Here is a 21,546-nt window from a genome sequence, read left to right on the forward strand (position 1 = left end):
GCAGGCGGCCGCGCGTTGCAGCAGCGGCGCCGCTCAGGCATGTTGCGGCGGGGCAAGGGTGGCGACCTGATCAGCATGCACCGTGATGGCCGTGCCGCCATGTCCATCGCTCGCGGCGACGAAGGTGGATGCCATGTAGTTTCCGAGCAAGGCGATGCTGGCGGCGTGGACGCCGTCCGAAACCGAGAGCGATCCGCCTGCGGTGTTGCCGGCAAAGCCCACGGTTTGCCCAGCCGCAAAACTGATATTGGCGAAATCGATCGCGTCGGCTCCCGTCATGCCGGCGACGGTGCCGGAGAAGTCGGCGGGATCGTCGAGCTTCAGTGTCCCGGAGCCTGATGCGAAGGAGATTTGCGCCGAGCTCGGGGACGCAAGCTCGAGGGTCTGTCCGGCTGGAATGATCGGGGGATCACTGATCTTGAAGGCGCTGGACCAGGCGCCCCAGACGGTCCCGTCATTGGCCTTGATCCAGAGCGTGTCCGTGTCAGACCCGACGTGATACGCAAGCTGGGAGAGCTGCGAGGCCGCGACGACGTTGTCCTGATTTGCTCCGAGCGCAACACCGTTCAGCGTGAAGTAGCCGTTGCCGCCTCCGCTATTCCAGACATCATATGATGTCGCGGAACTGCCGAACGGATCCGAATAGGTGAAGAGCGAGGACACCGAGAACGTCTGGCCTTGAACGGACAGCGTGCTCGAATTGGTCGGGGTCACCACCGGACCCGTGTCCACCGGCGCAGTCACGGTGAAAGCACTTGACCATGATCCCCAGACGGTGCCGTCGTTCGCGCGGACCCACAGCGTGTCCGCGCCCGAGCCGGATTGATAGCTCAGCGACGCCAGCTGGGCCGCGGTGAGGTAATTGTCCTGGTTGGGCGCAAGTGCCACCCCGCTCAAAGCAAAATGCCCGCCACCTGTGCCGGTGTCCCAGACGTCATATTGGGTCGCGGCGCTGTTGAACGGATCGCTGTAGGTGAACAGCGACGAGACCGCATAGCTCTGACCGTGAGCCGCAACGATGCTCGACACCGCTTCAACGGGCCCGCTGTCAAGGGGAGCATTGACGGTGAAGGCGCTCGACCACGCCCCCCACAGCGTGCCGTCATTGGCCCGGATCCAGAGCGTGTCGGTCCCCGAGCCGGATTGATAGGTCAATGACGACAGCTGCGCGGCCGTGACGTAATTGTCCTGATTGGCCGACAGCGCCGACCCGTTCAGAAGGAAGCGTCCGCCGCCTGTGCCCGTATCCCAGACGTCGTATTGGGTCGCAGCGCTGTTGAACGGATCGCTGTAGGTGAACAGCGACGAGGCAGCATAGCTCTGGCCGTGGGTCGCAATGATGTTCGACACCGTCTCAACGGGTCCGCTGTCGAGGGGAGCATTGACGGCGAACGCGTTCGACCACGCGCCCCACACAGTGCCGTCATTGGCGCGGATCCAAAGCGTGTCGATGCCGGACCCGGATTGATAGGTCAATGACGACAGCTGCGCGGCCGTGATGTAATTGTCCTGGTTGGCGGGCAGCGCCACGCCGTTCAGGAGGAAGTGGCCGCCGACGGTGCCGCTATCCCAGACATCGTACACGGTCGCAGCGCTGTTGAACGGATCGCTGTAGGTGAACAGCGACGAAGCCGCATAGCTCTGGCCATGCGCCGCGACGATGTTCGACACCGTCTCAACGGGCCCGGTGTCAACCGGCGCATTGACGGTGAAGGGGCTCGACCACGCTCCCCACACGGTGCCGTCATTGGCGCGGATCCAGAGGGTGTCGATGCCGGAGCCCGATTGATAGCTCAACGAGGCCAGTTGCGCGGGCGTGATGTAGTTGTCCTGGTTGGCGGGAAGCGCCACCCCGTTCAGAACGAAGTGTCCGCCACCGGTTCCCTTGTCCCAGACGTCATATTGCGTTGCAGGATTGTTGAACGGATCGCTGTAGGTGAACAAGGACGAGGCCGCATAGCTCTGGCCATGCGCCGCGACAATGTTCGACACCGCCTCGACGGGACCGGTGTCGACCGGCGCCGTGACAGTGAAGGCGTTCGACCACTGTCCCCACACCGTGCTGTCGTTGGCCCGGATCCAGAGCGTGTCCGCGCCGGAGCCGGATTGATAGGTCAATGACGACAGCTGCGCGGCCGTGATGTAGTTGTCCTGATTGGCGGCAAGCGCCACCCCGTTCAGAACGAAGTGGCCGCCACCGGTGCCGCTGTCCCAGACATCGTATTGGGAGGCCGCGAGGCCGAACGGATCGTAATAGGTGAACAGCGAGGACACGGCAAAGCTCTGGCCGTGCGCTGCCGTCATGTTTACGCCCGTCACCACGGGCCCTTCAGGGGTTGCCGTAAATTCGGTCCAGGCGCTCCAGAATACGCCGTTGAACGCCTCCACCCACAGCTGGTCGCTCCCGGGACCGAACTGATAGGCAATGCTGGACCACTGTGAGGCAGCGACGTCGATCTCGACCCCGTTCGCCTGCGCCACCCCGCCCACAGTGAAGTGGCCGTTACCGGTGGAGTCCCAAAGCGCATATTCGATGATGGGCAGAGTACCGCCCGTCGTATAGAACATGGACGACGCTGCAATCGAGGTTTGCACGCGGCCGGTTATGTTTGACGCGACCACCGTGGGCGCGACGTCGACGGCGCCGGAATTGTCGATGACGAAGTCGCCGCCCTCACTGGCGATCTGTGTCAGCGAAACCTCAAATTGCACATCCCAGTTCTGGCCGGGATAGCTGTTTCCCCATGGATTACGAACGATGAAATTGCCCGTCGCGCTGTCATAGCCGACGATCCCGAACGCGTGATCCGGGACCAACTGGATGTTTCCGGCACTGTCATACGTGTACGGCGACGTTGAAGGAATCTCGAGGGTGACGTCGTCGTGGCTGGAGAGTGCCGCGATATAGACGGACTTGTTGCTGTACCAATTGGACGCGCTGCTCAGATAATAGTTGACGCTCGTCGCGTCGGTCAGATTCTCGAAGACATTCGTCGGGGGATCAGCGGAGATATTGTTGTAGCTGTTGACGGCCGGGTGCCCGATCTGCCCCGTTGCGCTGAGCTGCGCGTAGGCCTTTTCCACCACGGCAACCCACATCGCAGTGGGTTGCTCATTGTAGTTGTGGCCATAGTCAAGTTCGGTGCCACTGACGACCGGAAACTCGTCATTGACGGTTTCCCATGTCTCCTGACCATTGACATAGAAGCGCACGCCATAGGTGCCGTTTCCATTGTCCACGATCATGGAACTCATGACCTGAGGATGAAAGACGACGACGTCGATCAATCCCGACATCAACTCGCAATCGCCGTCTGCGCCCTGACAAATGTCGTTGACGGTGGCCGCGCCCGCCGAAGAATACAACGGCCCGACAACCGCGCTGTAGCCCTGCAATGTCCAGCCGCTCCCGCCTGCATCGGGCGGCAAAGTCGGATCCGGAAGATCGGTCCCCTGAAACCACTTTCCGATCAGTTCAGACATCTGCGTCGACGTCGTGCCAACCTGCAGATTGCCGAGCGTGATGTGAGCAGTGCCGCCCCCTGTCCAGGTGGCGTTCGCCGGATTCCCATCTACGAGCTGGACGAAGAGATGGGAGACATAGTCCGATGTGTAGAGGCCGCTGTTCAGATTGGCCGCAATCAGCTGCAGCGAGTTCAGCTCATTCGCGGTGACACTCCCGCGATTGGCGACATCCGCCAGCAACTGGATGGCTTCCGCGTCGGTGAAAACGCCGTCCGCAGCAAAGTTGAGCATGTCGGACTTGATGCCGCTGTCGACCAGGGAATTGACCCAGCTTGCCGTCATGGAATTCCTTCGCAAATCTTGACGCGATGCGATTGCTGTCGGCCAGGCCTGTCCTGCCGAGGTTGCGCGCGTTCCGTCGCGACGAATCCAGCAATAGATTGCGTAACTATCGCCATAGTTGTGAACGAATTCGGGACCCGTGTCGATCTTGCCGACCGCGGCCAAAAGCCAAAGCAGCCCGCATGATCGTGAAGATTCGTTAACGTCTGCCTGATGCGCGGCCCGCCACCCGGGATCGAGGCGGGGTTTGGCCCCGACCGCAGCGCCGGGTCCCCAGGGAAGCCGAACCTGGTCCGGGTTCCCTGCAGCGCATCAGCCGCGCCGCCGTCCCTTCGATGCCCCGGCTCGCGCGGCATAAAGGCAGGGCTGAGCGCCGCCGGCCCGCTCGCATCACGCGCGTTCGAGAGCAGCCGGCTCGGCACCCTGAAATCCCAGCAGAACTGAAATCTGCCGGCCGGCCTCGCGCACGAGCCTTGAAAATTCCAGCAGCTTCTGCTCGTCGATACGCGCGCCCGGTCCGTAGAGGCCGACCGAACCGACGACGTCGCCGCGGTGATCGAAGCAGGGCGCGGAGACCGCGACCGTGCCGGCGAAGATCTCGCTGTGGCTGGTCGCGTAGCCGTTGCGCCGCGCAAATGCCAGGGCTTCCTCCAGCCGCGCACGGTCGGCGCTGTTCGGTATGGTGGCGAGGAGTTCGGCCTGCCGCGCCGGGTCCATGAAGGCCAGCATCGCCTTGCCGGTCGAGCCCCGGGTCAGGCTCAAACTGTCGCCGACGCCGCGGCTGATCGAGAGCACGTGACGGCTCTGGCATTCGAGGATGCAGATGCCGCGATCCTCCTGCACGCGGAACAGCGCCGCGGTCTCACCGGTCGCCTCGCGCAGGCCTTCGACGACGGGGCGTGCGATCGCGACGACCTCGAGCCCCGTCAGCCAGACATGGGACAACTTCATCACGCCGTGGGACAGCCGAAAGCGCTGCGGGTCGCCTTCGGCCTGAATCAGGTCGCGCTGCGCCAGCGTCTGCAACAGACGATAGAGCGTCGGCCGGCTCAGCCCGACGCGCTTCTGGATCTCGATCACGCTCATCGCCGGCTGATCGGGCGTGAAACATTGCAGGATCGCGATCGCACGGTCGACCGCGCGCACGCCTGACACCCCCTGCTCCGCGTCGTGAGCTTCCGCCTTCGGTTTCTTCGCCATCCGTTCACATCCGCAAATTCGGCAGGGCGCGCTGCAACCAGCGCGCTTGACCAATCGGGCCGCATGGATACTATCTCATATTATGAGAATAATGTCCACTAAATGGACATATCAAAAATGACGGGAGGATTGGAATTGCTTCAGACAGACGCCACGCGCAGCTGGTCCGCGATCGCCGTGCTGATGCTCTCGACGTCGCTGGCGTATGCCGCGCCCGATGGTTCGGGCATCTCCGACGGCGTGGTGCGGATTGCGGTCCTGGGCGATTACGGCAGCGGCCGCGATCTCGGCGGGCCGGGCTCGGTGACCGCCGCCAGGCTTGCCGCCGCGGATTTTCACAACAAGGTGCTGGGCAAGCCGATCGAGATCATCTCGGCCGATCACCAGAACAAGCCCGACGTCGCGGTCGGGATCGCCCGGCAATGGTTCGACGTCGAGCATGTCGACGCGGTGACCGATCTTGCGGTGAGCTCGGTCGGCCTCGCCGTCGCCGGGCTCGCAACGCAGAGCAACCGGACCGCGCTGGTCTCGGGCGCCGCGACCTCCGATTTGACCGGCGACAAATGCTCGCCGGTTATCACGCATTGGGCCGACGACACCTACGCGCTGTCGGCCGGACTGGTCGGCGAGCTGAGCCGCCGCGTCGGCAAGGAATGGTTCTTCGTCGCGGTCGACTATTCGTTCGGCACCGCCATGGTGAAGGATGCTTCGCGCGCGGTGACCGATGCCGGTGGGAAGGTCGTCGGCGCGGTGCGCTATCCCTTCAACACCACCGACTTCTCGTCCTTCCTGCTGGCGGCGCAGAATTCCGGCGCCAAGGTGGTGGCACTGGCCGGCACTGGCGCCGACACCGTCAACGCGGTCAAGCAGACCCACGAATTCGGCCTGCAACAGGGCGGGCAGACCATCGTCGGCATGCTGACCTTCATCTCCGACGTCCATTCGATCGGCCTGCGCGATGCGCAGGGCATGTACATCGCGTCTCAATATTATTGGGATGACGACGACGGCACCCGCGCCTTTGCCAAGCGCTTCATCGAGATCGAGAAACGCGAGCCGACCAAGCTGCAGGCCGCGACGTACGCAGCCGTGCGGCACTATCTGAAGGCGATCGAGGCCGGCGGCAGCGACGAGGCCAAGGCGGTGAATGCCGAGATGCGCAAGCTGCCGGTCGATTTCTTCGGCCGCCCCGCGCACGTCCGCAAGGACGGCCGTGTCGTCTACGACCTGTCGCTCTATCGCGTGAAGAAGCCGGACGAGAGCAAATATCCCTGGGACTACTACCAGAAGATCGCGGTCATTCCCGGCGATAAGGCATTCCGCCCCGAAGGAACGGGCGGCTGCAAGCTCGACAAATAGGACGCACCACCATTCGCCGCGACGCACGGTCGCGCATGCGAGAAACAAGGAGGAGCCGATGCCGCTTCGCAACGATTTCGATCAGCTTGTTGACGTCAAGGGTGGCTTCATCAGCCGCGAGATCTTCGTGGACGCCGATATCTACCGGCAGGAACTCGACAAGGTCTTCACCCGCGCCTGGCTGCTGGTCGGCCACGAAAGCCTCGTGCCCAATCCGGGCGACTTCTACACCTCGCGGATGGGCGAGGAATCCGTCATCCTCTGCCGCGACAAGAAGGGCGAGATCCACGTCTTCCTGAATTCGTGCCGGCACCGCGGCATGAAGGTGTGCCGCTACGAGCAGGGCAACACCTCGCTGTTCACCTGCCCGTATCACAGCTGGACCTACACCACCGACGGCAAGCTGCAGGGTGTTCCGCTGCACCGGACGCTTTATGACGGCGTGCTCGACCGCGAGGCCAACTCGCTGGTCTCGGTGGCGAAGCTCTGCAACTACAAAGGCTCGATCTGGGCGACCTGGGACAAGGATGCGCCCGACTTCATCGCCTATCTCGGCGATGCCAGGATCCATCTCGACCAGGCGCTCGACTGCCGCGACGGCCGCGAGGGCGGCTCCGAGGTGATCGGCGTCCACAAATGGGTATTCCCCGCCAACTGGAAATTCGCCGCCGAGAACTTCCTCGGCGACACCTATCACAATCCGAGCCACCGCTCGGTCGATCTGATCGGCATCGGACCGAGCGCAGCCGCCGGCAAGAAAGGCCGCCGCGACGACGAACTGGAGAAGGCACAGCACGTCTGGATCAGCTTTCCTGGAGGCCACGGCGTGCACAGCGCGATCCAGCCGGAAGCCAACGAATACACCGAGTCCTTCCTCGACAATCCGATCCTCGAACAATACTTCCGGCACTGTTTCGAGGAGCGCAAGCGGCGGCTCGGCGAAGGCGCGCGGCTGCTGCCCTTCGTCGGCACGATCTTCCCGAACACCTCCTATCACGGTCGTCAGCCGCGCGGACTTTGCGCCTGGCATCCGCACAGCCCGACCTCGACCGAAGGCTGGCGCTTCTTCCTGGTGGACAAGGACGCGCCACAGGAAGCCAAGGACTATCTGCGCCACTACTACATGCGCTACTCCGGCCCGGCCGGCATGACCGAGCAGGACGACATGGAGAACTGGCTCTATGCGACCGCCGCGAGCACCGGCACGGTCGCGCGGCGCTATCCCTTCAACTATCAGCAGTCGATGGGCGCCTACGTCACCGATCATCCGCTCGGCGGCGATGTCTCCACGCAAGTCACCGAGCAGATCGCGCGCGGCTTCTACCGCCGCTGGTCCACCTACATGCAGGGCGGCGGCTGGCACGAGCTGCTTGGATCCCCTGCCGGCAACCGGGAGGCCGCAGAATGACCGCGCCCCGAAAAACCATCCTCGTCAGCGGCGGCACCTTCGGCATCGGCCGCGCGATCACACTCGGCCTCGCCCGCCGCGGCCATGCGGTGGTGGCGTTCGGCCTCGAGGCGCCTCAGGTCTCGAGCACCGCGCAGAACGCCATCCCAGCTCTACGCGAAGAGCTCGATCGCGAAGGCCTGTCCGCCGAATTGATGGAAGCCGATGTGTCGCAATCGGGTGATGTCGGCAAAGTGGTCGCGCAGGCCATGGCGCGGTTCGGCCGCATCGACGGCGTCGTCAACAATGCCGCGATCGGTCCGCTCGGCACCGTGCTCGACACCGACGAGGCGCTGTTCGATCGCATTATCGCCGTCAATCTGAAGGGACCATACCTCACCAGTCGCGCGGCAATTCCCCATATGATCGCACAGGGCGGCGGCTCGATCGTCAACATCGGATCCGGCGCCGGCTGGGGCAAGCCGAACATGGCGGTCTACAGCGCGAGCAAGGGCGGCGTTGTCGCGTTGAGCGCCGCGATGGCCTACGACTTTTTCCACCAGCACATCCGCGTCAACACCGTGATCCCCGGTGGTGGCGGCATCGTCAGCGGCATGAGCCTCGGCCGGGTCGGCGGCGACGCCGCGCGCTTCGGCAAGGGCGCGCCGGGCACCGCCGCGGGCCGGGTGGCCGCCGGCGACGACATCGCCAATGTCGTGGCCTTCCTGCTGTCGCCGGAAGCCGAAACGCTGTCCGGCACCGTGATCGACGTCGGCTGCTTCGCGCAACAGGGCGGACCGATTCCGCCCGCTCCGGCGGCCTGACAACCCCGCGATCCCCGATGAGGAGATACCGATGACGACGACGGTTCAGGATCATGACAAGCAAGCGCAGGCTGCCGGCGCCACGATCGAACGATCGGCGGCCTATTACCGCCTGAAGGCCGATGTCGAGGATTTCTACTACCGCGAGGCCGACCTGCTCGATGACCGGCGCTTCCGCGACTGGCTCGAGCTGCTCGCCGAGGACGTCAGCTACTTCATGCCGATCCGGCGCAACGTGAAGTTCGGCCAGCAGGCCGCACGCGAGAACACCAAACGGGGTGAAGGCATCAGCTGGTTCGACGAGGACAAATGGACGTTGACCAAACGGGTCGAACAGATCCTGACCGGCGTGCATTACGCCGAGGAGCCGCTGTCGCGGATCACACACATGGTCAGCAACGTGCAGATCAAAGGCGCGCGGCCGGATATCGCCGCGGCGCGCGAGCTCGATGTCACGAGCCGCTTTCTCGTCTACCAGAACCGCGTCGAGTACGAGACCTACATCTTCGTCGGCCGCCGCAACGACACGCTGCGCCTGACCGACGACGGCTGGAAGATCGCGAGGCGCGAGATATTGCTTGAACAGAATATCCTGCTGGCCAAAAATCTCACCACGTTCTTCTGAGCAAGGTGTGGTGCGATGATTGACGTGACGGCGATCAAGGTCGGGACGCGGCTGAAACTGGAGGCGGGCGTCGTCGCCGAGGTGGTGGAGAACATGGACGATGGCCAGTGGCTGCAGGTGCGTTATCTGGAGTCCCCTGCCCGTCCGGGCGATGTGGGCACGGTGGAGCTTTGCCATGCCCAGGACGTCGTCGATGTGCTCAGCGACTAGTTCCAGCCAACGGACGATCGATCATGCTGCGATTTGAATACATGCCGAGCGATTTCCATCCGCTGTTCCTGTTCCTCGGCGAGGCTGTCGATCTTGCCGCGCTGGCAAGTCTGTTGCGGCGCTTTGCCGAGAATCCGCAAGCCGTTGGCGTGGCGGAGCGCATTCCCGGCGCGGTCTCGCGCAACGAGCTGGTGCTCGTGCCCGCCGACGAGGAATTCGGCATGCGTGATCTCGGCGGCCGGTTTGCCTGGAAGCTGACGGATTGGCAGGCCGAACGGATCGCCGAGCGCATCGAACTCCTGACGCCTGAGGATAACAAGTCCGGCTCGGAGCTCGTCGAGATCGGTAGCGAGGGCGAGATCCCGGTCAAGGTCTCGCGCGGCGAGTTCACCGATGACTTCCTTGTCACGCGCAGATAGCGGCGGATGGATCGCGTGAGCGCAAACCGCAGGCCAAAAGTCCTGATTGCCGGCGCCGGGATCGGCGGCCTCGTCGCGGGGCTGGCGCTGCTGCAGCGTGGGATCGAGGTCGAGATCTTCGAGCAGGCATCGGAGCTGCGCGAGCTCGGCGCCGGCGTCCAGCTCAGCGCCAACGGCACAAGGGTCCTGATTGCGCTCGGCTTCGAGCAACACGTGCAGGCGATCGCCTGCGAGCCCTCGGGCAAGGAGATCCGGCTGTTCAGCACCGGGCGGACCTGGAAGCTGTTCGACCTCGGCGCCTCCTCGCGGGCAATCTATGGCGCGCCCTACTGGATGGTGCATCGTGGCGACTTTCACCGCGTGTTGGTCGACGCATTCAGTGCACGGGCACCGGGACGCCTGCATCTCAACAGCCGTTGCGCAGGCTTTGACAAGGATGGTGACGGCATCTGGCTGCATCTCGCCAATGGCGAGCGGCGTCGCGGCGACGTCGTGATCGGCGCCGACGGCGTGCACTCCGAGATCCGCCGGCAGATCGGTGGCGACACAAAACCGTTCTTCTCGGGTGTGGCCGCCTGGCGCGGCCTGGTCCCGATGCAGCGGCTACCGGCGAGCCTCAGGCGCGACGTCGGCACCAACTGGGTCGGTCCCGGCGGCCATGTCATCACCTATCCGGTTCGCCGCGGCGAGTTGTTGAACTTCGTCGGCATCTTCGAGGGCGGGAGCTGGTCGGTCGAGTCATGGACCGAACGCGGCACGCGCGAGGCCTGCGGCGATTCCTTTGCCGGATGGCATCCGGACATCCACACCATCATCGACAACCTCGATATTCCCTACAAATGGGCATTGCTTGGCCGCGATCCGCTCGGTCGCTTCGCCGCGGGGCGGGCCTGCGTGCTCGGCGACGCCGCGCATTCGACGCTGCCGTTCCTGGCCCAAGGGGCCAACATGGCGATCGAGGACGGCATGGTGCTGGCACGCTGCCTCGAATGCTTCCCGCCCGAGGAAGCGCTGCAGCGCTATCAGGCCGCGCGGCTGACGCGGACGAATATGATCGTGATGAAGTCCGCCGAGAATGCCAGGCGCTTCCACAATCTGGCGCTCGCCGACGCCGAAGGCGCCGACGCCTATGTCTCGCGCGAATGGCAACCGGACCGGGTGCGCGAGCGCTATGATTGGCTGTTCACCTATGACGCCTTGAGCGTGCCGGTCTGACGGCAGGCATTCGAGCTGCCTGGTGTTCCTACATCAGTGGGCACGATGCCGTCCGCGGTGCGCCCGGCGCGTCGGAGGTGGCGGCAGCGCAAAGAAGGGATTCTCCGAGCACATCGCACCCCGGCCCGACGCCGACGCCTGGCACTGCGGGATCGAGGTAAAGCTGCAATCGATGTAGCTGCCGCCGAATTTGCCCTGAAAGACGTGCATGCACACCGGATAGTTCGGGTCATAGGCCTGCCCGGCGGCAGGTCCGGCCAGGGCGACCGCAGCTGCGGCGATCGCGAACAGTTTCAGGCGCATCGGTCTCTCCTTCGCTCGGAAGGTTTCCCCACAACAACAGGAGTTAGTCAACAGCGCCAGCGACGCGACGGCGCGCTAGTTGACAGTCTGACGCTGTCGTTGACCCCGCTCCCTGGTCGGCTTTTTTGGACCTTTGTAGAAGGGATTGACCGAGCATGTCGCCGATCGTCCCGAGGCCGTTGCCTGGCATTGCGGAAGCGACGTGAAGCTGCAATCGATGTACTCGGGCGTCAGCCGTCCGCCATAGACTTCCATGCAGACCGGATAATTCGGATCGTACATTTGCGCAGCGGCGGGCCCGGCGATGCCAACGCCGATGGCGGCGATGATGGTGAATTTCAAGCGCATCGAATTCTCCTCAAGCTTGCTCCGGGACGCCGGGCGCGCGGCTATCGCTGCTCGCCGGCCGGCTTGCCGTCGTCCTCACCAAGACAACGGATCATGAAGGCCGTGGTGTCCCGCGGCAGGACCTGCGCGGCCCGCGCCTTGAGGCGGCATTCGAGCTGTGCGATCTGGCGCGCCCGTTGCCGTTCCGACGGCAGCGTCGATTGCCGCAGCCGGCGCAAGGTCATCGGCGAGCCATCCGACTCGAAGCTCAGCTCGTACCGCTTGCCGCTCTGGTCGGTGGCGGCGCAGGTGATGGTCGACACCTGCCGCGTGATGAAGCTTCCGACCTGGCGGCAGGAGCCCGTCGACATCTCGACCAGCGGCACCGGCAGGCCATCGACGCGCGGACGGTCGCTCGACTTCAGCAACATGCGGTCGACCGCGAGCTCGAACAGATTGTCCTGGGTACGCTCGGTGCTCTCGCCCGAGAACGAGACGATGTGGCTCTTGTCGGCGGGATCGTCGAGCACGACGGTGAATTCGGAACGGCCGCGCAGGGTGTGGAAGTAGGCCACCGCCTTGCAGGTATAGCTGCGGCCGGCGACCGTGACATTGCGGCAGGTGCCGGACATCAACGCATACAGGTCGACGTCGTAAACCGGCCCGGCGGCAACGGCGAGCGCAGGCCAGCACACGATAGCAACCGCAATCAATTGAGCGAAACGGGAGATCATGCTGAAACGATCGAGAACACGGTCGATGGAGAGGTCCATGGCGCAAGGTCGCCGATTTCCATGGACTGTGCAACGATGAAGCAGGCCGAAATGTGGACGTCCCGCAAACGACCGGGGAACGCAGGCGAGCCGTGCTGAAAGGCCGCGCCGCTGGTGCCGTGCGTCAGATTTGCGGGCCGGACAGGGTGACCTCGCGCTCGGCGCGGAAGACGTTGCTATAGAGGTTCGCGATCCACTGACGGCCGCTTGCCGTCATGTTCAGGCAGTTGATGGCGCCCTGGATGTGCGGCGCGACCATATTCCAGTAGAATTGCGGATAGCGGTCGACGATATCGGCCGGCGATTCATAGCCGAGCTGGCGGTTGATGCCGACTTCCTCGAACTCGTGATAGAGCGCGTTGGCTTTCCTGATGTAGTTGGGATCGCCGAGCTGTCCGATGAAATCGGCGGCCCGGACGATCGCCGCCTCGTCGTCATATTGCTGGCCTTCGGGTGCCGGAAACCGCGTGCCTTCGATGTTGCGTGCAACGCGCTCGCGATCGAGCGGAAGGACGGCCTCGAGCCTGTCGAGCACATAGAGCTTCGAGCGGTCGACGTGATACGGCATCAGGCCGGCATCCGACGAGCCGCGCGGCAGCACGACCTTCTTGCCGGAGGAATCGATGACATAACCATCCGGTCCGTCGCCCTTCAGCAGGCCGCGCACATAGCCGATGTCGTGCGTCAGGCAGGCGATCATCGTGTGGGTGTAATCCTCCGCGGTGACATGGGTGTGCAGCGCGCGACCGCGGATGATGTCATGCCCGGCCAGCGTGACCAACATGGTGTGCTCGACATTGTGGTAGAGCGCATCGCTGTTGCCGATGCATTCCAGCGCGATGCGCGCAGCGGCGGGCAGCAGTTCGCCAAATCGCGCCTGCGAAGCCCCAAAGGTGCGGCTGACCCATGTGGCGAGAAACTTCTCCAAAGCACCTGCCGCCAACTCAGGTAACGTCATCATCGATGCAGCCCCCGACCGCGCAACGTTCCTCGCTCGCCCCGATCTCACGTCGTAGTTGGGGAGAACTATAGCGCATCTGCGGGCGTGCGGCTACGCGTCGGCGCGCGCGTGATTCGTTCCGCCGTACTTTCCCGGTCTTGCCGGCTGTGACACCAAAGCCGCTGATAATGGCATGAACCGTGCATGATTCGGTTCAGACCGGGTTAATCTTACGGATAAAGACCATCATGCTTGTTACGCTCGTCGCCATCCTTTGCAATGCTCAGCTCTGCATGGAAAAGGTCGTCACCAACAGCGACCAATCCGGCATCACCATGGGCGCCTGCGCTGTGAGTGCCCAGATCGGCATCGCCGACTGGCTCGCCAAGGGGCCGTATCACGATTGGCGCTTGCAGAGCTATAAGTGCATCATGGGCAAATACGTACCCAAGAACGAAGTGTGATGTGTGCTCACAGCCCCCGAAGGGGCTGACCCGCTTCGCGAGCCCAGCTGGAACAGCCTGCGAAACCGCGTGATGCAGGCGCGTGCACCTCGAGTCAAAGTCCATTTTATGGGCTATCACTGTCGTTCACGATGGTGAGACGTGAAGTCGCCCAGGAATGGCCCGAGAATGCCCGCAACGCCGCTGATCGCCTACGCGCATGTCGGCAAGAGCTTTGACAATGGTCGCGTGGTGGCGGTCGACGACGTCTCGCTTGACGTGGCCGAGGGTGAATTCCTGGCTGTTGTCGGCGGCTCGGGCTCCGGCAAGACGACGCTGCTCAGGCTGGCCAACCGCCTGATCGAGGCCGACCGCGGCCGGATCGCCGTCGAGGGCGAAGACGTCAGCCGCATCGACCCGATCCTGCTGCGCCGCCGCATCGGCTATGTCTTCCAGAGCGGCGGACTGTTTCCGCATCTCACCGTCGCCGGCAATGTCGGCATCACGCCACAGCTGCTCGGCTGGCCGCAGGCCGAAATCTCGGCGAGGGTCGACGAACTGCTCGACCTCGTGCGGCTCGACCGCGCGCAACATCGCGACCGCCTGCCGCACGAACTCTCCGGCGGTCAGCGCCAACGCGTCGGCGTCGCGCGTGCGCTGGCTGCGAAGCCGCGCATCGTGCTGATGGACGAGCCGTTCGGCGCGCTCGATCCGTTGACCCGCGACGCGCTCGGCGACGATTATCGCACACTGCACCGCGAGCTCGGACTGACCACCGTCATGATCACCCACGACATGACCGAGGCGCTGCTGCTGGCCGATCGTGTCGCAGTGATGCGTGGCGGCAAGCTGCTCGCTTTGGGCACGCCGGCGGAGCTTGCGGCCAACACCGACGCCTATGTCGGCGAACTCTTGCGTACGCCGCGTCGACAGGCGGAGCGGCTGGGCGCATTGCTGCCGCGGGACGGCACGGCATGAGCGATCCACGCTGGAGCGAGGCGCTTGCGCATCTGCCCGACTATCTCGGCAACCATGTCCGGGTCAGCGTCGCCGCGCTGGCGCTCGGGCTTCTGATCAGCCTGCCGCTTGCGCTCATCGCGCGCAACCGGCCGGTGCTGCGTGGCACGCTGCTCGGGCTTGCCAGCATCGTGCAGACGGTGCCCGGTCTCGCTTTGCTCGCGCTATTCTATCCGTTGTTGCTGGCGCTCACGGCGCTGACCGCGACGTGGCTCGGCTTCAGCTTCTCCGCCTTCGGCTTTCTGCCGGCGGTGCTGGCGCTCGCGCTCTATTCGATGCTGCCGGTGCTGCGCAACACCATCACCGGCCTCTCCGGCGTCGATCCGGCGGTGCTGGAGGCCGCCCAGGGCGTCGGCATGACGCCGCGGCAATCGCTCACCATGGTCGAGCTGCCGCTGGCGCTGCCGGTGATGATGGCGGGGATCCGCACCGCCGCGGTGTGGGTGATCGGCACCGCGACGCTGTCGACGCCGATCGGCCAGACCAGCCTCGGCAACTACATCTTCGCGGGCTTGCAGACCCAGAACTGGGTGTTCGTGCTGTTCGGCTGCTTCGCCGCCGCCGTACTCGCCCTTATCGTCGACCAATTGCTGGCGCTGATCGAGAATGGCCTGCGCAATCGCAGCCGCGTCCGGACCGCACTCGGCGGGCTCGGCATTGCCGCCCTGATCGCGGCGACGCTGGTGCCCGCGATCGCGCGGCCACAGGCGCGCTATGTCGTCGGCGCCAAGACGTTCACCGAGCAATATGTGCTGTCGGCGCTGATGGCGCAGCGGCTGCAAGCGGCCGGACTGCCGACGGCGACCCGCGCCGGCCTCGGCTCCAACGTGATCTTCGATGCGCTCGCGGCCGGCGACATCGACGTCTATGTCGACTATTCCGGCACGCTGTGGGCCAACCAGTTCCACCACACCGACATCAGGCCCCGTGCCGAGCTGCTGAGCGAACTGAAGACGACACTGGCCAGGCAGGACATCACGCTGTTCGGCGAGCTCGGCTTCGAGAACGCCTATGCGCTGGTGATGCCGAAGAAACGCGCCGATCAGCTCGGCATCCATTCGATTGCCAACCTCGCATCTCACGCCGCGACGATGTCGATCGCCGGCGACTATGAAATCTTCTCACGGCCGGAATGGGCCGGCATCCAGAAGGCCTATGGGCTGACGTTCCGCGCCCAGCGCCAGATGCAGCCGGATTTCATGTATGCCGCGGTCGCCTCCGGCGAGGTCGATGTCATCGCGGGTTACACCAGCGACGGGCTGATCGCGAAATACGACCTGGTTGCGCTCGCGGACGACAGGCACGCGATCCCGCCCTATGACGCGATCGTGCTGCTGTCGCCAAAGCGGCGTGATGACGAGACGCTGAAGGCCGCGTTGCGCCCGTTGCTCGGCAAGATCGGCATCGCCGAGATGCGCGAGGCCAACCTGCGCGCGTCGGGCAACGACGCATCATCATCGCCCGACGCCGTGGCGCGCTGGCTGTGGGAGAAGATTGGCGGAAAATCGTAGGATGATCGCCGCTAAAGTCCCTTGATGATCCCCGCGTCGATCAGCAGTCGGTTGAAGCGGCGCGCTTCCGCGCCGTCCTTGCAGGCGTAGAACGCGCCGTTGCAGCGAAGCATGATCGCTTTCTGCTCCTCGAACGACGGATCGAGCGGAATGCCCGCGGCTTCCTGGATCACCAGCGGCAGATAGGCGGCGTCGATCGTATCCATCACCGTCGGACTCTTCACCGGTTCGAAGTTGATGGCGTCGATTGCGTAATATGTCGCGTAGTAGCGTGGATCGTAATCCATCAGCTTCTTGCCGATGCCGGCCTCGTCGAGCCCGGGATCGAGCAGCTGCGGCGAGAACTCCGGCTGATGATCGCCGTAGCGCACGATCAGGAACGGCTGCGCCGGAAACTTCTTCTTCAGCGCCGCGACGAAGCCGGCATAGTCGTTGGCGCTCATCGCCTGCCGGCGCAGATATTCGTCGACCGACGGCGTGTTGCCGGGCCGCTTCCATGCCGGCAGCAGCTCGGGGCGGAATTTCGTCTCCCACGGGAAATGATTGGCGGCGAGATAGACGAAGGTGAACAGCGGCGTGCTGAGCGTCTTCTGCTCGGCCATCAGCTTCAGCGCCTTGTCGTAGAAGAAGCTGTCGGGCTCGACGTCCTTCGCATGCAAATCATGCGCGTCGTAGAATTGCAGGATGCCGGTCGTGGTCTGGAAGCTGCGCGCGCTCATGAAGGCGCCGAACGCCGGATAGAGCGACAGCGTGTCGTAGCCGCAGCGGCGCAGCGCCTGCGGCAGGCCGCGCTCGACCCGGCCCGATGCGATGCGGGTGACGAAATAGGCGAACCGGCCGAACGAGCGCGAGGACAGTCCCGCCAGCACGTTGTACTCGGTGAACCAGCTCGGCCCGCCATTGCTCTCGGCGAGGAATTTTCGTTCGACACCGTCGTAGGATTTGAACTGGCTGCCATAGCCCGGCGGAACCTTGACGCCGGACGCGGCGCGAATGTCGAAGCTCGACTCATCATGGATCATGATGATGTTCGGCCGCCGCCCGGCGGGATGGCAGGCGTCGACCAGCGGCATCTTGAGCTGGTCGCTCGCACTCGGGTCCGACTCCATGAAGCCATAGGCGACGAAGTCTGACACCGCGGTCACGCCGGAGCGGGCGAATTTCGACAGATAGCCGTCGTCGTAATAGCCGCGCCAGGCCTCGTCCGGCCAGGCGAAGGCATAGCCCGAGAGCGCCGCGGTGCAGGCGAGGCAGGCCGCCGCGGCCGGCAGGCGGCGGATGCGGAACGGATCGAGCCACCACAGCGCGTACATCAGCGGCAGCGTGACTAGGCCGGCGCCGATGATCGACCAGCGCAGGTTCGGAAAGATCGTGAGCAGGAACGCCGCGGTGTCGCGATCGATCACCATCAGGTCGACGAAGTTCGCGGTCATTTGCACCACGTCGTGCTTGAACCGCGACAGCAGCACCAGCACCACGACCAGCGTCAGCGACAGCGCGCCCGACAGCGCCGGCCGGCGCAGCAGCGCGACGAACAGGAAGTTGAGGATTCCCCAGCTGAGCAGGAAGCAGAGCCGCGAACCGAAATCGGTCTCGGTCCGCAGCATCAGGATCAGCGCGCCGAGATGGGGGGCGGCGACCGCCAGCAACCGCCAGATGCCGATCGCGGCGAGACCGCCGGCCAGCGCAGAAACGGACGAGTTTTGCTGAGGCGCGGTCGCCATGGGCGGGACGCAATACAACCCGGCGCAATGCCACCGCCTTGACTGGCAAAGGCCAGGAGGCACACCGCACAGCCGGAGTCTGCGCCGTGTCATAAAAACGTAATTGAATCGTCATGAACGCGCAATGAATTTGCCCGCCTGAGCACGCCCGGCCGGCGCGGCGCGCCTCAGACCTTCGCAGCAGGCCTCGCGAGGCCGGCGATGAAGAGGTCGACGATGTCAGCGGCCATCTGCTCAATCTCGGCTTCGGCGACGCCCCAGCGCGGCAAATGGCCGTCGATATGCATCCGCGCAAAACCATAGACCAGCGCGCGGCCGGCGATCTGGACCTGCTTCAGGTCGCGCGCCTCGAGCTGACCGGCTGAAAAGGCCTCCGCCAGCGTGCGCTCGGTCAGGCCGATCAACTCCGCATTGTCGCCGGAAACGCCGGCCGAGCGGTCGTGGTCGAAGAAGCGGCGGCTGGAGATGATCTCGAAATGGGTCGGGTTCTTCATCGCCCAGCGCAGATAGGCGATCCCGAGGCAGCGGAAGCGGCCGAGCGGATCGCCTGACGGCGCATCGGCCAGCGCCGTCTCGATCTCGGCGCGGAAGCGGCGCTGCGCCTCCTCGGCCACCGCATTCATCAGGGCGTCCCGGCTCGGGAAATGTCGGAACGGCGCGCCCGGCGAAACCCCGGCACGGCGGGCGGCCTCGCGGACGCTGACCGCCTCCGGCCCGCCCTCGCCGACCAGCTGCATGGCGGCATCGATCAGGACCCGGCGGAGGTCGCCGTGGTGATACGGCTTGGCCGCCGGCGCCCGCGTCGCGACGGCCGGACGCGGCTTGGCGGGCCGGCGTCCGATCGGCGATTTTTTAGCGGGGCGGCGCATGGCGCCTCTCTAGCATCACCTGCTTGTGAATGTAAGCGGTGATTACACAGATTGACCGCACTCCATCGCGAAATGTAACTGGCGATTACATCAACGATGGAAGGCAGGATATGGCGACGCGTCGGAACTGGTTCGAGGGCTGGCGGCTGTTCGGCCTGCTCACACTGACCCTGATCGGGCTTTCGATCTGGATCGCCGCAATGCGGCAGTTCGAAGTCGAGGGCATGCGGATGGTGATCCGCTTCACGGCGCGGACCTCGCTGCTGTTCTTCTGCCTCGCCTTCTCCGCGGCGGCGCTGGCGCGGCTCCGGCCGAATGCCTGGACGCACTGGCAGCGCCGCAACCGCCGCTATCTCGGCGTCACCTTCACCGCCTCGCACACCATCCACGCGGTCGCGATATCAGCGTTCGCAATGCTCGATCCGGCCGGCTTCGCCGCCGCAACCTCTATCGTTTCCTATATCTTCGGCGGTATCGGCTATCTCGTCATCATCGCGCTGACCGCGACCTCGTTCGATCGCACCGCTGCGTTGCTGGGCGCGCGCGCCTGGCGCAGGCTGCATCTGATCGGCGGCTACTATCTGCTGCTGCAGTTCACGGTCTCGTTCGGCAAGCGGATTCCCGAGATGCCGCTCTACGCGCTGTTCCTCGTGCCGCTCGCCACGGTGTTTGCGCTCAGGATGATCAGCATGGCCGCGCGGCCTGCGCCACGTCAGGCACAGGCGAGCTGAAATCAGGCCGCCTCACACCAGGTGAAACTGGCGGCCGAGCCGGCGATGCACCGACAGCACCGCGCGGTCGACGTCGCTGATCAGGCTGTCGCCGAGCACGACGTTCGGAATCTCCCAGTTGCGCCCGACCTGCCCATCGGGCAGCGCAGCGACCGCCGGCACGCGGGCGGTCTCGCAGCCGGGCTGGGCACGCAGCGCCTCCTCCGCAAGCTGGGTCAGTTCGTTCTGGCTCTTTCCGTCAGTCATGACCAAGTCCTGGCACCGGAAGATGGCTCACTGATGGCCGAGACTCTCCAGTTCCTTGGCACGGATTTCGGTCATGCTGCGCATGCATTCGCCGGCATCGAGGCGGGCGATGGTGCCCTCGCCGAGGTCGTAATACAGGCAATTCGCGTCACGGTACTGGATCCACAACCGTTGCGCGGTGCGCAGCTGTTCGCGCTGCTTGTCGCCCGCGGCATCCTTCAGCGCCTGCTGATAGGCGACGTTCATCCGCTTGTCCCATTGCGCGGTCTTGGTCTTGAGGCACTCGACCATCTGGTAGGTATTGCCATCGCAGGACTGTTCGGGATCGCCCTGATCGCCGGCCCAGGCCGACGAGGTGGCGATGATGAAAATGGCCGCAACCAAGCGCCCGAGCCTGCACACACCTGTCGTGAGAGCCGATTTCATGCCGCCTTCCGCTTCGATGGATCCCATAGCGCCATACGTTAGTGCCGCCGTAGCCCATCCCGTTCATATCAGTCGCACCGCGGCTGGCCTTGCCGAACCGCGCAGGATATTTCAGGGGTATGGAGGGATTCATGCGGCGGACCGTGACGCCTGCAATCGTTTTGGCCGTGTTCGGCCTGCTCGTCGGTGGGCTGTTTCGGTACGCCTTCGACCAATCCGACGAGGCCTCCGTTGCGAACTATGCGCGGAGCGCGCTCGAAGGCGCCGTCATCACCCTGATCGTCTGGGCCACGCATCTCTATCTGACCACGCGCAGCGGCTGGCTGCGGCGTCTGCCGCTCGTTGTCGAGCTGGTCGTTCGCTCCGTCAGTATCGCCGTCATCGTCGCAGTTGCCGCGATGGCGCTGGAGATCATTCTGTATGGGCATGGGCTCGAGGCGAAGTGGGTTCGCGAGACCTTCCTGAAGATCGTCGGCCTGTCCCTGCTGCTCTCGATCCCGATCACGACGATCTACGAACTGGTCCGGATGATCGGTGGGCATACGCTGCTCAACATCGTGCTCGGACGCTACCGCCAGCCGGTCCGCGAGGAACGCGTGCTGCTGTTCCTCGACCTGGTCGGCTCGACGACGCTGGCGGAAGCGATGGGCGAGCTGCGCGTGCAGGAGCTCTTGACGCGCTTCTTCTTCGACATCGACGAGCCGATCGTGGCGCATGGCGGCGAGGTTCATGCCTATGTCGGCGACGAGGTCATCGTGACCTGGCCGGCCGGCACGGGCCAGCCGTCGCGGCGCTACCTCGACTGCGTGTTCGCGATCGAGGACCGCCTCGCCAAGCGGGCCGACCACTATCGCAAGGAGTTCGGCGTGGTGCCGGCGTTCCGCGCCGGGATGCATGCCGGCCCTGTCGTCATCGGTGAATGCGGCGACTCGCGGCGGCAGATCGCCTATTTCGGCGATACCGTGAACGTCACGGCGCGGCTGCAGGCGCATTGCAAGGAGGCCGGCCGGCCGCTGCTGATCTCGGGCGAGCTGCTTCGCCTGCTGCCCTCGGACCTGGATTTTTTCATCGAGCCGCTCGGCTCGACGCAGTTGCGCGGGCGCGCCGCTTCGATCGACATCTTCGCCGTCACACGGCGCGCGTCGTCCTAAATAATCCCTTAAGACGCACTGCCATTGTCGCGAAAGCAC

The 21,546-nt window shown here is 64.6% G+C and carries 22 protein-coding genes; 12 read left to right on the top strand and 10 right to left on the bottom strand.

The genetic code is table 11. From position 1 onward, the window contains the following. Positions 1-33 precede the first annotated feature (33 nt). Both AAFG13_RS14000 and AAFG13_RS14005 read right to left on the bottom strand, forming a co-directional pair. Positions 34-3,807, bottom strand: coding sequence for a C2 family cysteine protease (locus AAFG13_RS14000; RefSeq protein ID WP_342712359.1), 3,774 nt, complete (start codon positions 3,805-3,807; stop codon positions 34-36). A 390-nt stretch (positions 3,808-4,197) separates the two neighbouring features. Then, on the bottom strand, positions 4,198-5,007 hold the full coding sequence (locus AAFG13_RS14005) for an IclR family transcriptional regulator (protein ID WP_342712360.1): 810 nt from the start codon (positions 5,005-5,007) through the stop codon (positions 4,198-4,200). A gap of 135 nt (positions 5,008-5,142) precedes the next feature. Here AAFG13_RS14005 and AAFG13_RS14010 point away from each other — a divergent pair, with 135 nt between their 5' ends. Genes AAFG13_RS14010 through AAFG13_RS14040 form a run of 7 tightly spaced genes read left to right on the top strand, consistent with a single transcriptional unit; the run spans position 5,143 to position 11,046 of the window. Then, entirely contained in the window at positions 5,143-6,366 is a 1,224-nt protein-coding gene (locus AAFG13_RS14010) for an ABC transporter substrate-binding protein (RefSeq protein ID WP_342712361.1), read from the top strand. 58 nt (positions 6,367-6,424) lie between these two features. Then, a complete protein-coding gene (locus tag AAFG13_RS14015; protein ID WP_212310460.1) occupies positions 6,425-7,774 on the top strand; it encodes an aromatic ring-hydroxylating dioxygenase subunit alpha in 1,350 nt (449 codons plus the stop codon). After that, positions 7,771-8,577, top strand: a complete 807-nt coding sequence (locus AAFG13_RS14020; RefSeq protein ID WP_212310461.1) for an SDR family oxidoreductase — start codon at positions 7,771-7,773, stop codon at positions 8,575-8,577. The genes AAFG13_RS14015 and AAFG13_RS14020 overlap by 4 nt, the downstream gene beginning before the upstream one ends. Positions 8,578-8,608: 31 nt before the next feature. Continuing rightward, the gene (locus AAFG13_RS14025; protein ID WP_212310462.1) at positions 8,609-9,202 is read left to right on the top strand and encodes a 3-phenylpropionate/cinnamic acid dioxygenase subunit beta; all 594 of its coding nucleotides are present in this window, start codon (positions 8,609-8,611) and stop codon (positions 9,200-9,202) included. A 15-nt stretch (positions 9,203-9,217) separates the two neighbouring features. Next, on the top strand, positions 9,218-9,412 hold the full coding sequence (locus tag AAFG13_RS14030) for a hypothetical protein (protein WP_212310463.1): 195 nt from the start codon (positions 9,218-9,220) through the stop codon (positions 9,410-9,412). Positions 9,413-9,435: 23 nt separating this feature from the next. Next, entirely contained in the window at positions 9,436-9,831 is a 396-nt protein-coding gene (locus AAFG13_RS14035; RefSeq protein WP_342712362.1) for a hypothetical protein, read from the top strand. 6 nt (positions 9,832-9,837) lie between these two features. Continuing rightward, complete coding sequence (locus AAFG13_RS14040) at positions 9,838-11,046, top strand: FAD-dependent monooxygenase (RefSeq protein ID WP_342712363.1); 1,209 nt, start codon at positions 9,838-9,840, stop codon at positions 11,044-11,046. A 33-nt stretch (positions 11,047-11,079) separates the two neighbouring features. Here AAFG13_RS14040 and AAFG13_RS14045 read toward each other — a convergent pair whose 3' ends face one another. From AAFG13_RS14045 to AAFG13_RS14060, 4 genes are all read right to left on the bottom strand, one after another. Continuing rightward, a complete protein-coding gene (locus tag AAFG13_RS14045) occupies positions 11,080-11,349 on the bottom strand; it encodes a DUF3551 domain-containing protein (protein ID WP_342712364.1) in 270 nt (89 codons plus the stop codon). Positions 11,350-11,424: 75 nt separating this feature from the next. Further along, positions 11,425-11,697, bottom strand: coding sequence for a DUF3551 domain-containing protein (locus tag AAFG13_RS14050; RefSeq protein WP_212310467.1), 273 nt, complete (start codon positions 11,695-11,697; stop codon positions 11,425-11,427). Positions 11,698-11,738: 41 nt separating this feature from the next. Beyond that, positions 11,739-12,449, bottom strand: coding sequence for a hypothetical protein (locus AAFG13_RS14055; protein WP_249131691.1), 711 nt, complete (start codon positions 12,447-12,449; stop codon positions 11,739-11,741). A gap of 124 nt (positions 12,450-12,573) precedes the next feature. Further along, on the bottom strand, positions 12,574-13,410 hold the full coding sequence (locus AAFG13_RS14060) for a metal-dependent phosphohydrolase (protein ID WP_212310468.1): 837 nt from the start codon (positions 13,408-13,410) through the stop codon (positions 12,574-12,576). 227 nt (positions 13,411-13,637) lie between these two features. Here AAFG13_RS14060 and AAFG13_RS14065 point away from each other — a divergent pair, with 227 nt between their 5' ends. From AAFG13_RS14065 to AAFG13_RS14075, 3 genes are all read left to right on the top strand, one after another. After that, complete coding sequence (locus AAFG13_RS14065; protein WP_074131807.1) at positions 13,638-13,853, top strand: hypothetical protein; 216 nt, start codon at positions 13,638-13,640, stop codon at positions 13,851-13,853. A gap of 168 nt (positions 13,854-14,021) precedes the next feature. Beyond that, positions 14,022-14,810 (top strand): ATP-binding cassette domain-containing protein, encoded by a 789-nt coding sequence (locus AAFG13_RS14070; RefSeq protein WP_212310469.1) that lies wholly within the window; start codon positions 14,022-14,024, stop codon positions 14,808-14,810. Continuing rightward, complete coding sequence (locus AAFG13_RS14075; RefSeq protein WP_342712365.1) at positions 14,807-16,360, top strand: ABC transporter permease/substrate-binding protein; 1,554 nt, start codon at positions 14,807-14,809, stop codon at positions 16,358-16,360. The genes AAFG13_RS14070 and AAFG13_RS14075 overlap by 4 nt, the downstream gene beginning before the upstream one ends. Positions 16,361-16,371: 11 nt before the next feature. Here the strand turns inward: AAFG13_RS14075 and AAFG13_RS14080 are convergent, their stop codons facing one another. Both AAFG13_RS14080 and AAFG13_RS14085 read right to left on the bottom strand, forming a co-directional pair. After that, positions 16,372-18,084, bottom strand: a complete 1,713-nt coding sequence (locus AAFG13_RS14080; protein ID WP_342712366.1) for a sulfatase-like hydrolase/transferase — start codon at positions 18,082-18,084, stop codon at positions 16,372-16,374. 167 nt (positions 18,085-18,251) lie between these two features. After that, on the bottom strand, positions 18,252-18,953 hold the full coding sequence (locus AAFG13_RS14085) for a TetR/AcrR family transcriptional regulator (protein ID WP_342712367.1): 702 nt from the start codon (positions 18,951-18,953) through the stop codon (positions 18,252-18,254). Positions 18,954-19,063: 110 nt separating this feature from the next. Here AAFG13_RS14085 and AAFG13_RS14090 point away from each other — a divergent pair, with 110 nt between their 5' ends. Next, positions 19,064-19,684 carry a hypothetical protein gene (locus tag AAFG13_RS14090; RefSeq protein ID WP_342712368.1) on the top strand — a complete coding sequence of 207 codons (621 nt, stop codon included), beginning with the start codon at positions 19,064-19,066 and terminating at the stop codon, positions 19,682-19,684. Positions 19,685-19,696: 12 nt separating this feature from the next. Here AAFG13_RS14090 and AAFG13_RS14095 read toward each other — a convergent pair whose 3' ends face one another. Both AAFG13_RS14095 and AAFG13_RS14100 read right to left on the bottom strand, forming a co-directional pair. After that, positions 19,697-19,930 (bottom strand): hypothetical protein, encoded by a 234-nt coding sequence (locus AAFG13_RS14095; RefSeq protein WP_092115842.1) that lies wholly within the window; start codon positions 19,928-19,930, stop codon positions 19,697-19,699. A 27-nt stretch (positions 19,931-19,957) separates the two neighbouring features. Beyond that, positions 19,958-20,356: a lysozyme inhibitor LprI family protein gene (locus tag AAFG13_RS14100; RefSeq protein ID WP_342712369.1), complete on the bottom strand. Its 399-nt coding sequence runs from the start codon at positions 20,354-20,356 to the stop codon at positions 19,958-19,960. Positions 20,357-20,487: 131 nt separating this feature from the next. Here AAFG13_RS14100 and AAFG13_RS14105 point away from each other — a divergent pair, with 131 nt between their 5' ends. After that, positions 20,488-21,507 carry an adenylate/guanylate cyclase domain-containing protein gene (locus AAFG13_RS14105; protein ID WP_342712370.1) on the top strand — a complete coding sequence of 340 codons (1,020 nt, stop codon included), beginning with the start codon at positions 20,488-20,490 and terminating at the stop codon, positions 21,505-21,507. Positions 21,508-21,546: the final 39 nt, after the last annotated feature.

This window comes from Bradyrhizobium sp. B124 (genome assembly GCF_038967635.1).
In the GTDB taxonomy this organism is placed as follows: Bacteria; Pseudomonadota; Alphaproteobacteria; order Rhizobiales; family Xanthobacteraceae; genus Bradyrhizobium.

Coding starts and splice junctions, on each gene's coding strand:
- AAFG13_RS14100 (WP_342712369.1), bottom strand. CDS start 20,356: ATGAAATCGGCTCTCACGACAGGTGTGTGCAGGCTCGGGCGCTTGGTT.
- AAFG13_RS14065 (WP_074131807.1), top strand. CDS start 13,638: ATGCTTGTTACGCTCGTCGCCATCCTTTGCAATGCTCAGCTCTGCATG.
- AAFG13_RS14095 (WP_092115842.1), bottom strand. CDS start 19,930: ATGACTGACGGAAAGAGCCAGAACGAACTGACCCAGCTTGCGGAGGAG.
- AAFG13_RS14045 (WP_342712364.1), bottom strand. CDS start 11,349: ATGCGCCTGAAACTGTTCGCGATCGCCGCAGCTGCGGTCGCCCTGGCC.
- AAFG13_RS14075 (WP_342712365.1), top strand. CDS start 14,807: ATGAGCGATCCACGCTGGAGCGAGGCGCTTGCGCATCTGCCCGACTAT.
- AAFG13_RS14070 (WP_212310469.1), top strand. CDS start 14,022: ATGCCCGCAACGCCGCTGATCGCCTACGCGCATGTCGGCAAGAGCTTT.
- AAFG13_RS14015 (WP_212310460.1), top strand. CDS start 6,425: ATGCCGCTTCGCAACGATTTCGATCAGCTTGTTGACGTCAAGGGTGGC.
- AAFG13_RS14030 (WP_212310463.1), top strand. CDS start 9,218: ATGATTGACGTGACGGCGATCAAGGTCGGGACGCGGCTGAAACTGGAG.
- AAFG13_RS14055 (WP_249131691.1), bottom strand. CDS start 12,449: ATGGACCTCTCCATCGACCGTGTTCTCGATCGTTTCAGCATGATCTCC.
- AAFG13_RS14035 (WP_342712362.1), top strand. CDS start 9,436: ATGCTGCGATTTGAATACATGCCGAGCGATTTCCATCCGCTGTTCCTG.
- AAFG13_RS14060 (WP_212310468.1), bottom strand. CDS start 13,410: ATGATGACGTTACCTGAGTTGGCGGCAGGTGCTTTGGAGAAGTTTCTC.
- AAFG13_RS14050 (WP_212310467.1), bottom strand. CDS start 11,697: ATGCGCTTGAAATTCACCATCATCGCCGCCATCGGCGTTGGCATCGCC.
- AAFG13_RS14105 (WP_342712370.1), top strand. CDS start 20,488: ATGCGGCGGACCGTGACGCCTGCAATCGTTTTGGCCGTGTTCGGCCTG.
- AAFG13_RS14000 (WP_342712359.1), bottom strand. CDS start 3,807: ATGACGGCAAGCTGGGTCAATTCCCTGGTCGACAGCGGCATCAAGTCC.
- AAFG13_RS14025 (WP_212310462.1), top strand. CDS start 8,609: ATGACGACGACGGTTCAGGATCATGACAAGCAAGCGCAGGCTGCCGGC.
- AAFG13_RS14020 (WP_212310461.1), top strand. CDS start 7,771: ATGACCGCGCCCCGAAAAACCATCCTCGTCAGCGGCGGCACCTTCGGC.
- AAFG13_RS14080 (WP_342712366.1), bottom strand. CDS start 18,084: ATGGCGACCGCGCCTCAGCAAAACTCGTCCGTTTCTGCGCTGGCCGGC.
- AAFG13_RS14090 (WP_342712368.1), top strand. CDS start 19,064: ATGGCGACGCGTCGGAACTGGTTCGAGGGCTGGCGGCTGTTCGGCCTG.
- AAFG13_RS14040 (WP_342712363.1), top strand. CDS start 9,838: ATGGATCGCGTGAGCGCAAACCGCAGGCCAAAAGTCCTGATTGCCGGC.
- AAFG13_RS14005 (WP_342712360.1), bottom strand. CDS start 5,007: ATGGCGAAGAAACCGAAGGCGGAAGCTCACGACGCGGAGCAGGGGGTG.
- AAFG13_RS14085 (WP_342712367.1), bottom strand. CDS start 18,953: ATGCGCCGCCCCGCTAAAAAATCGCCGATCGGACGCCGGCCCGCCAAG.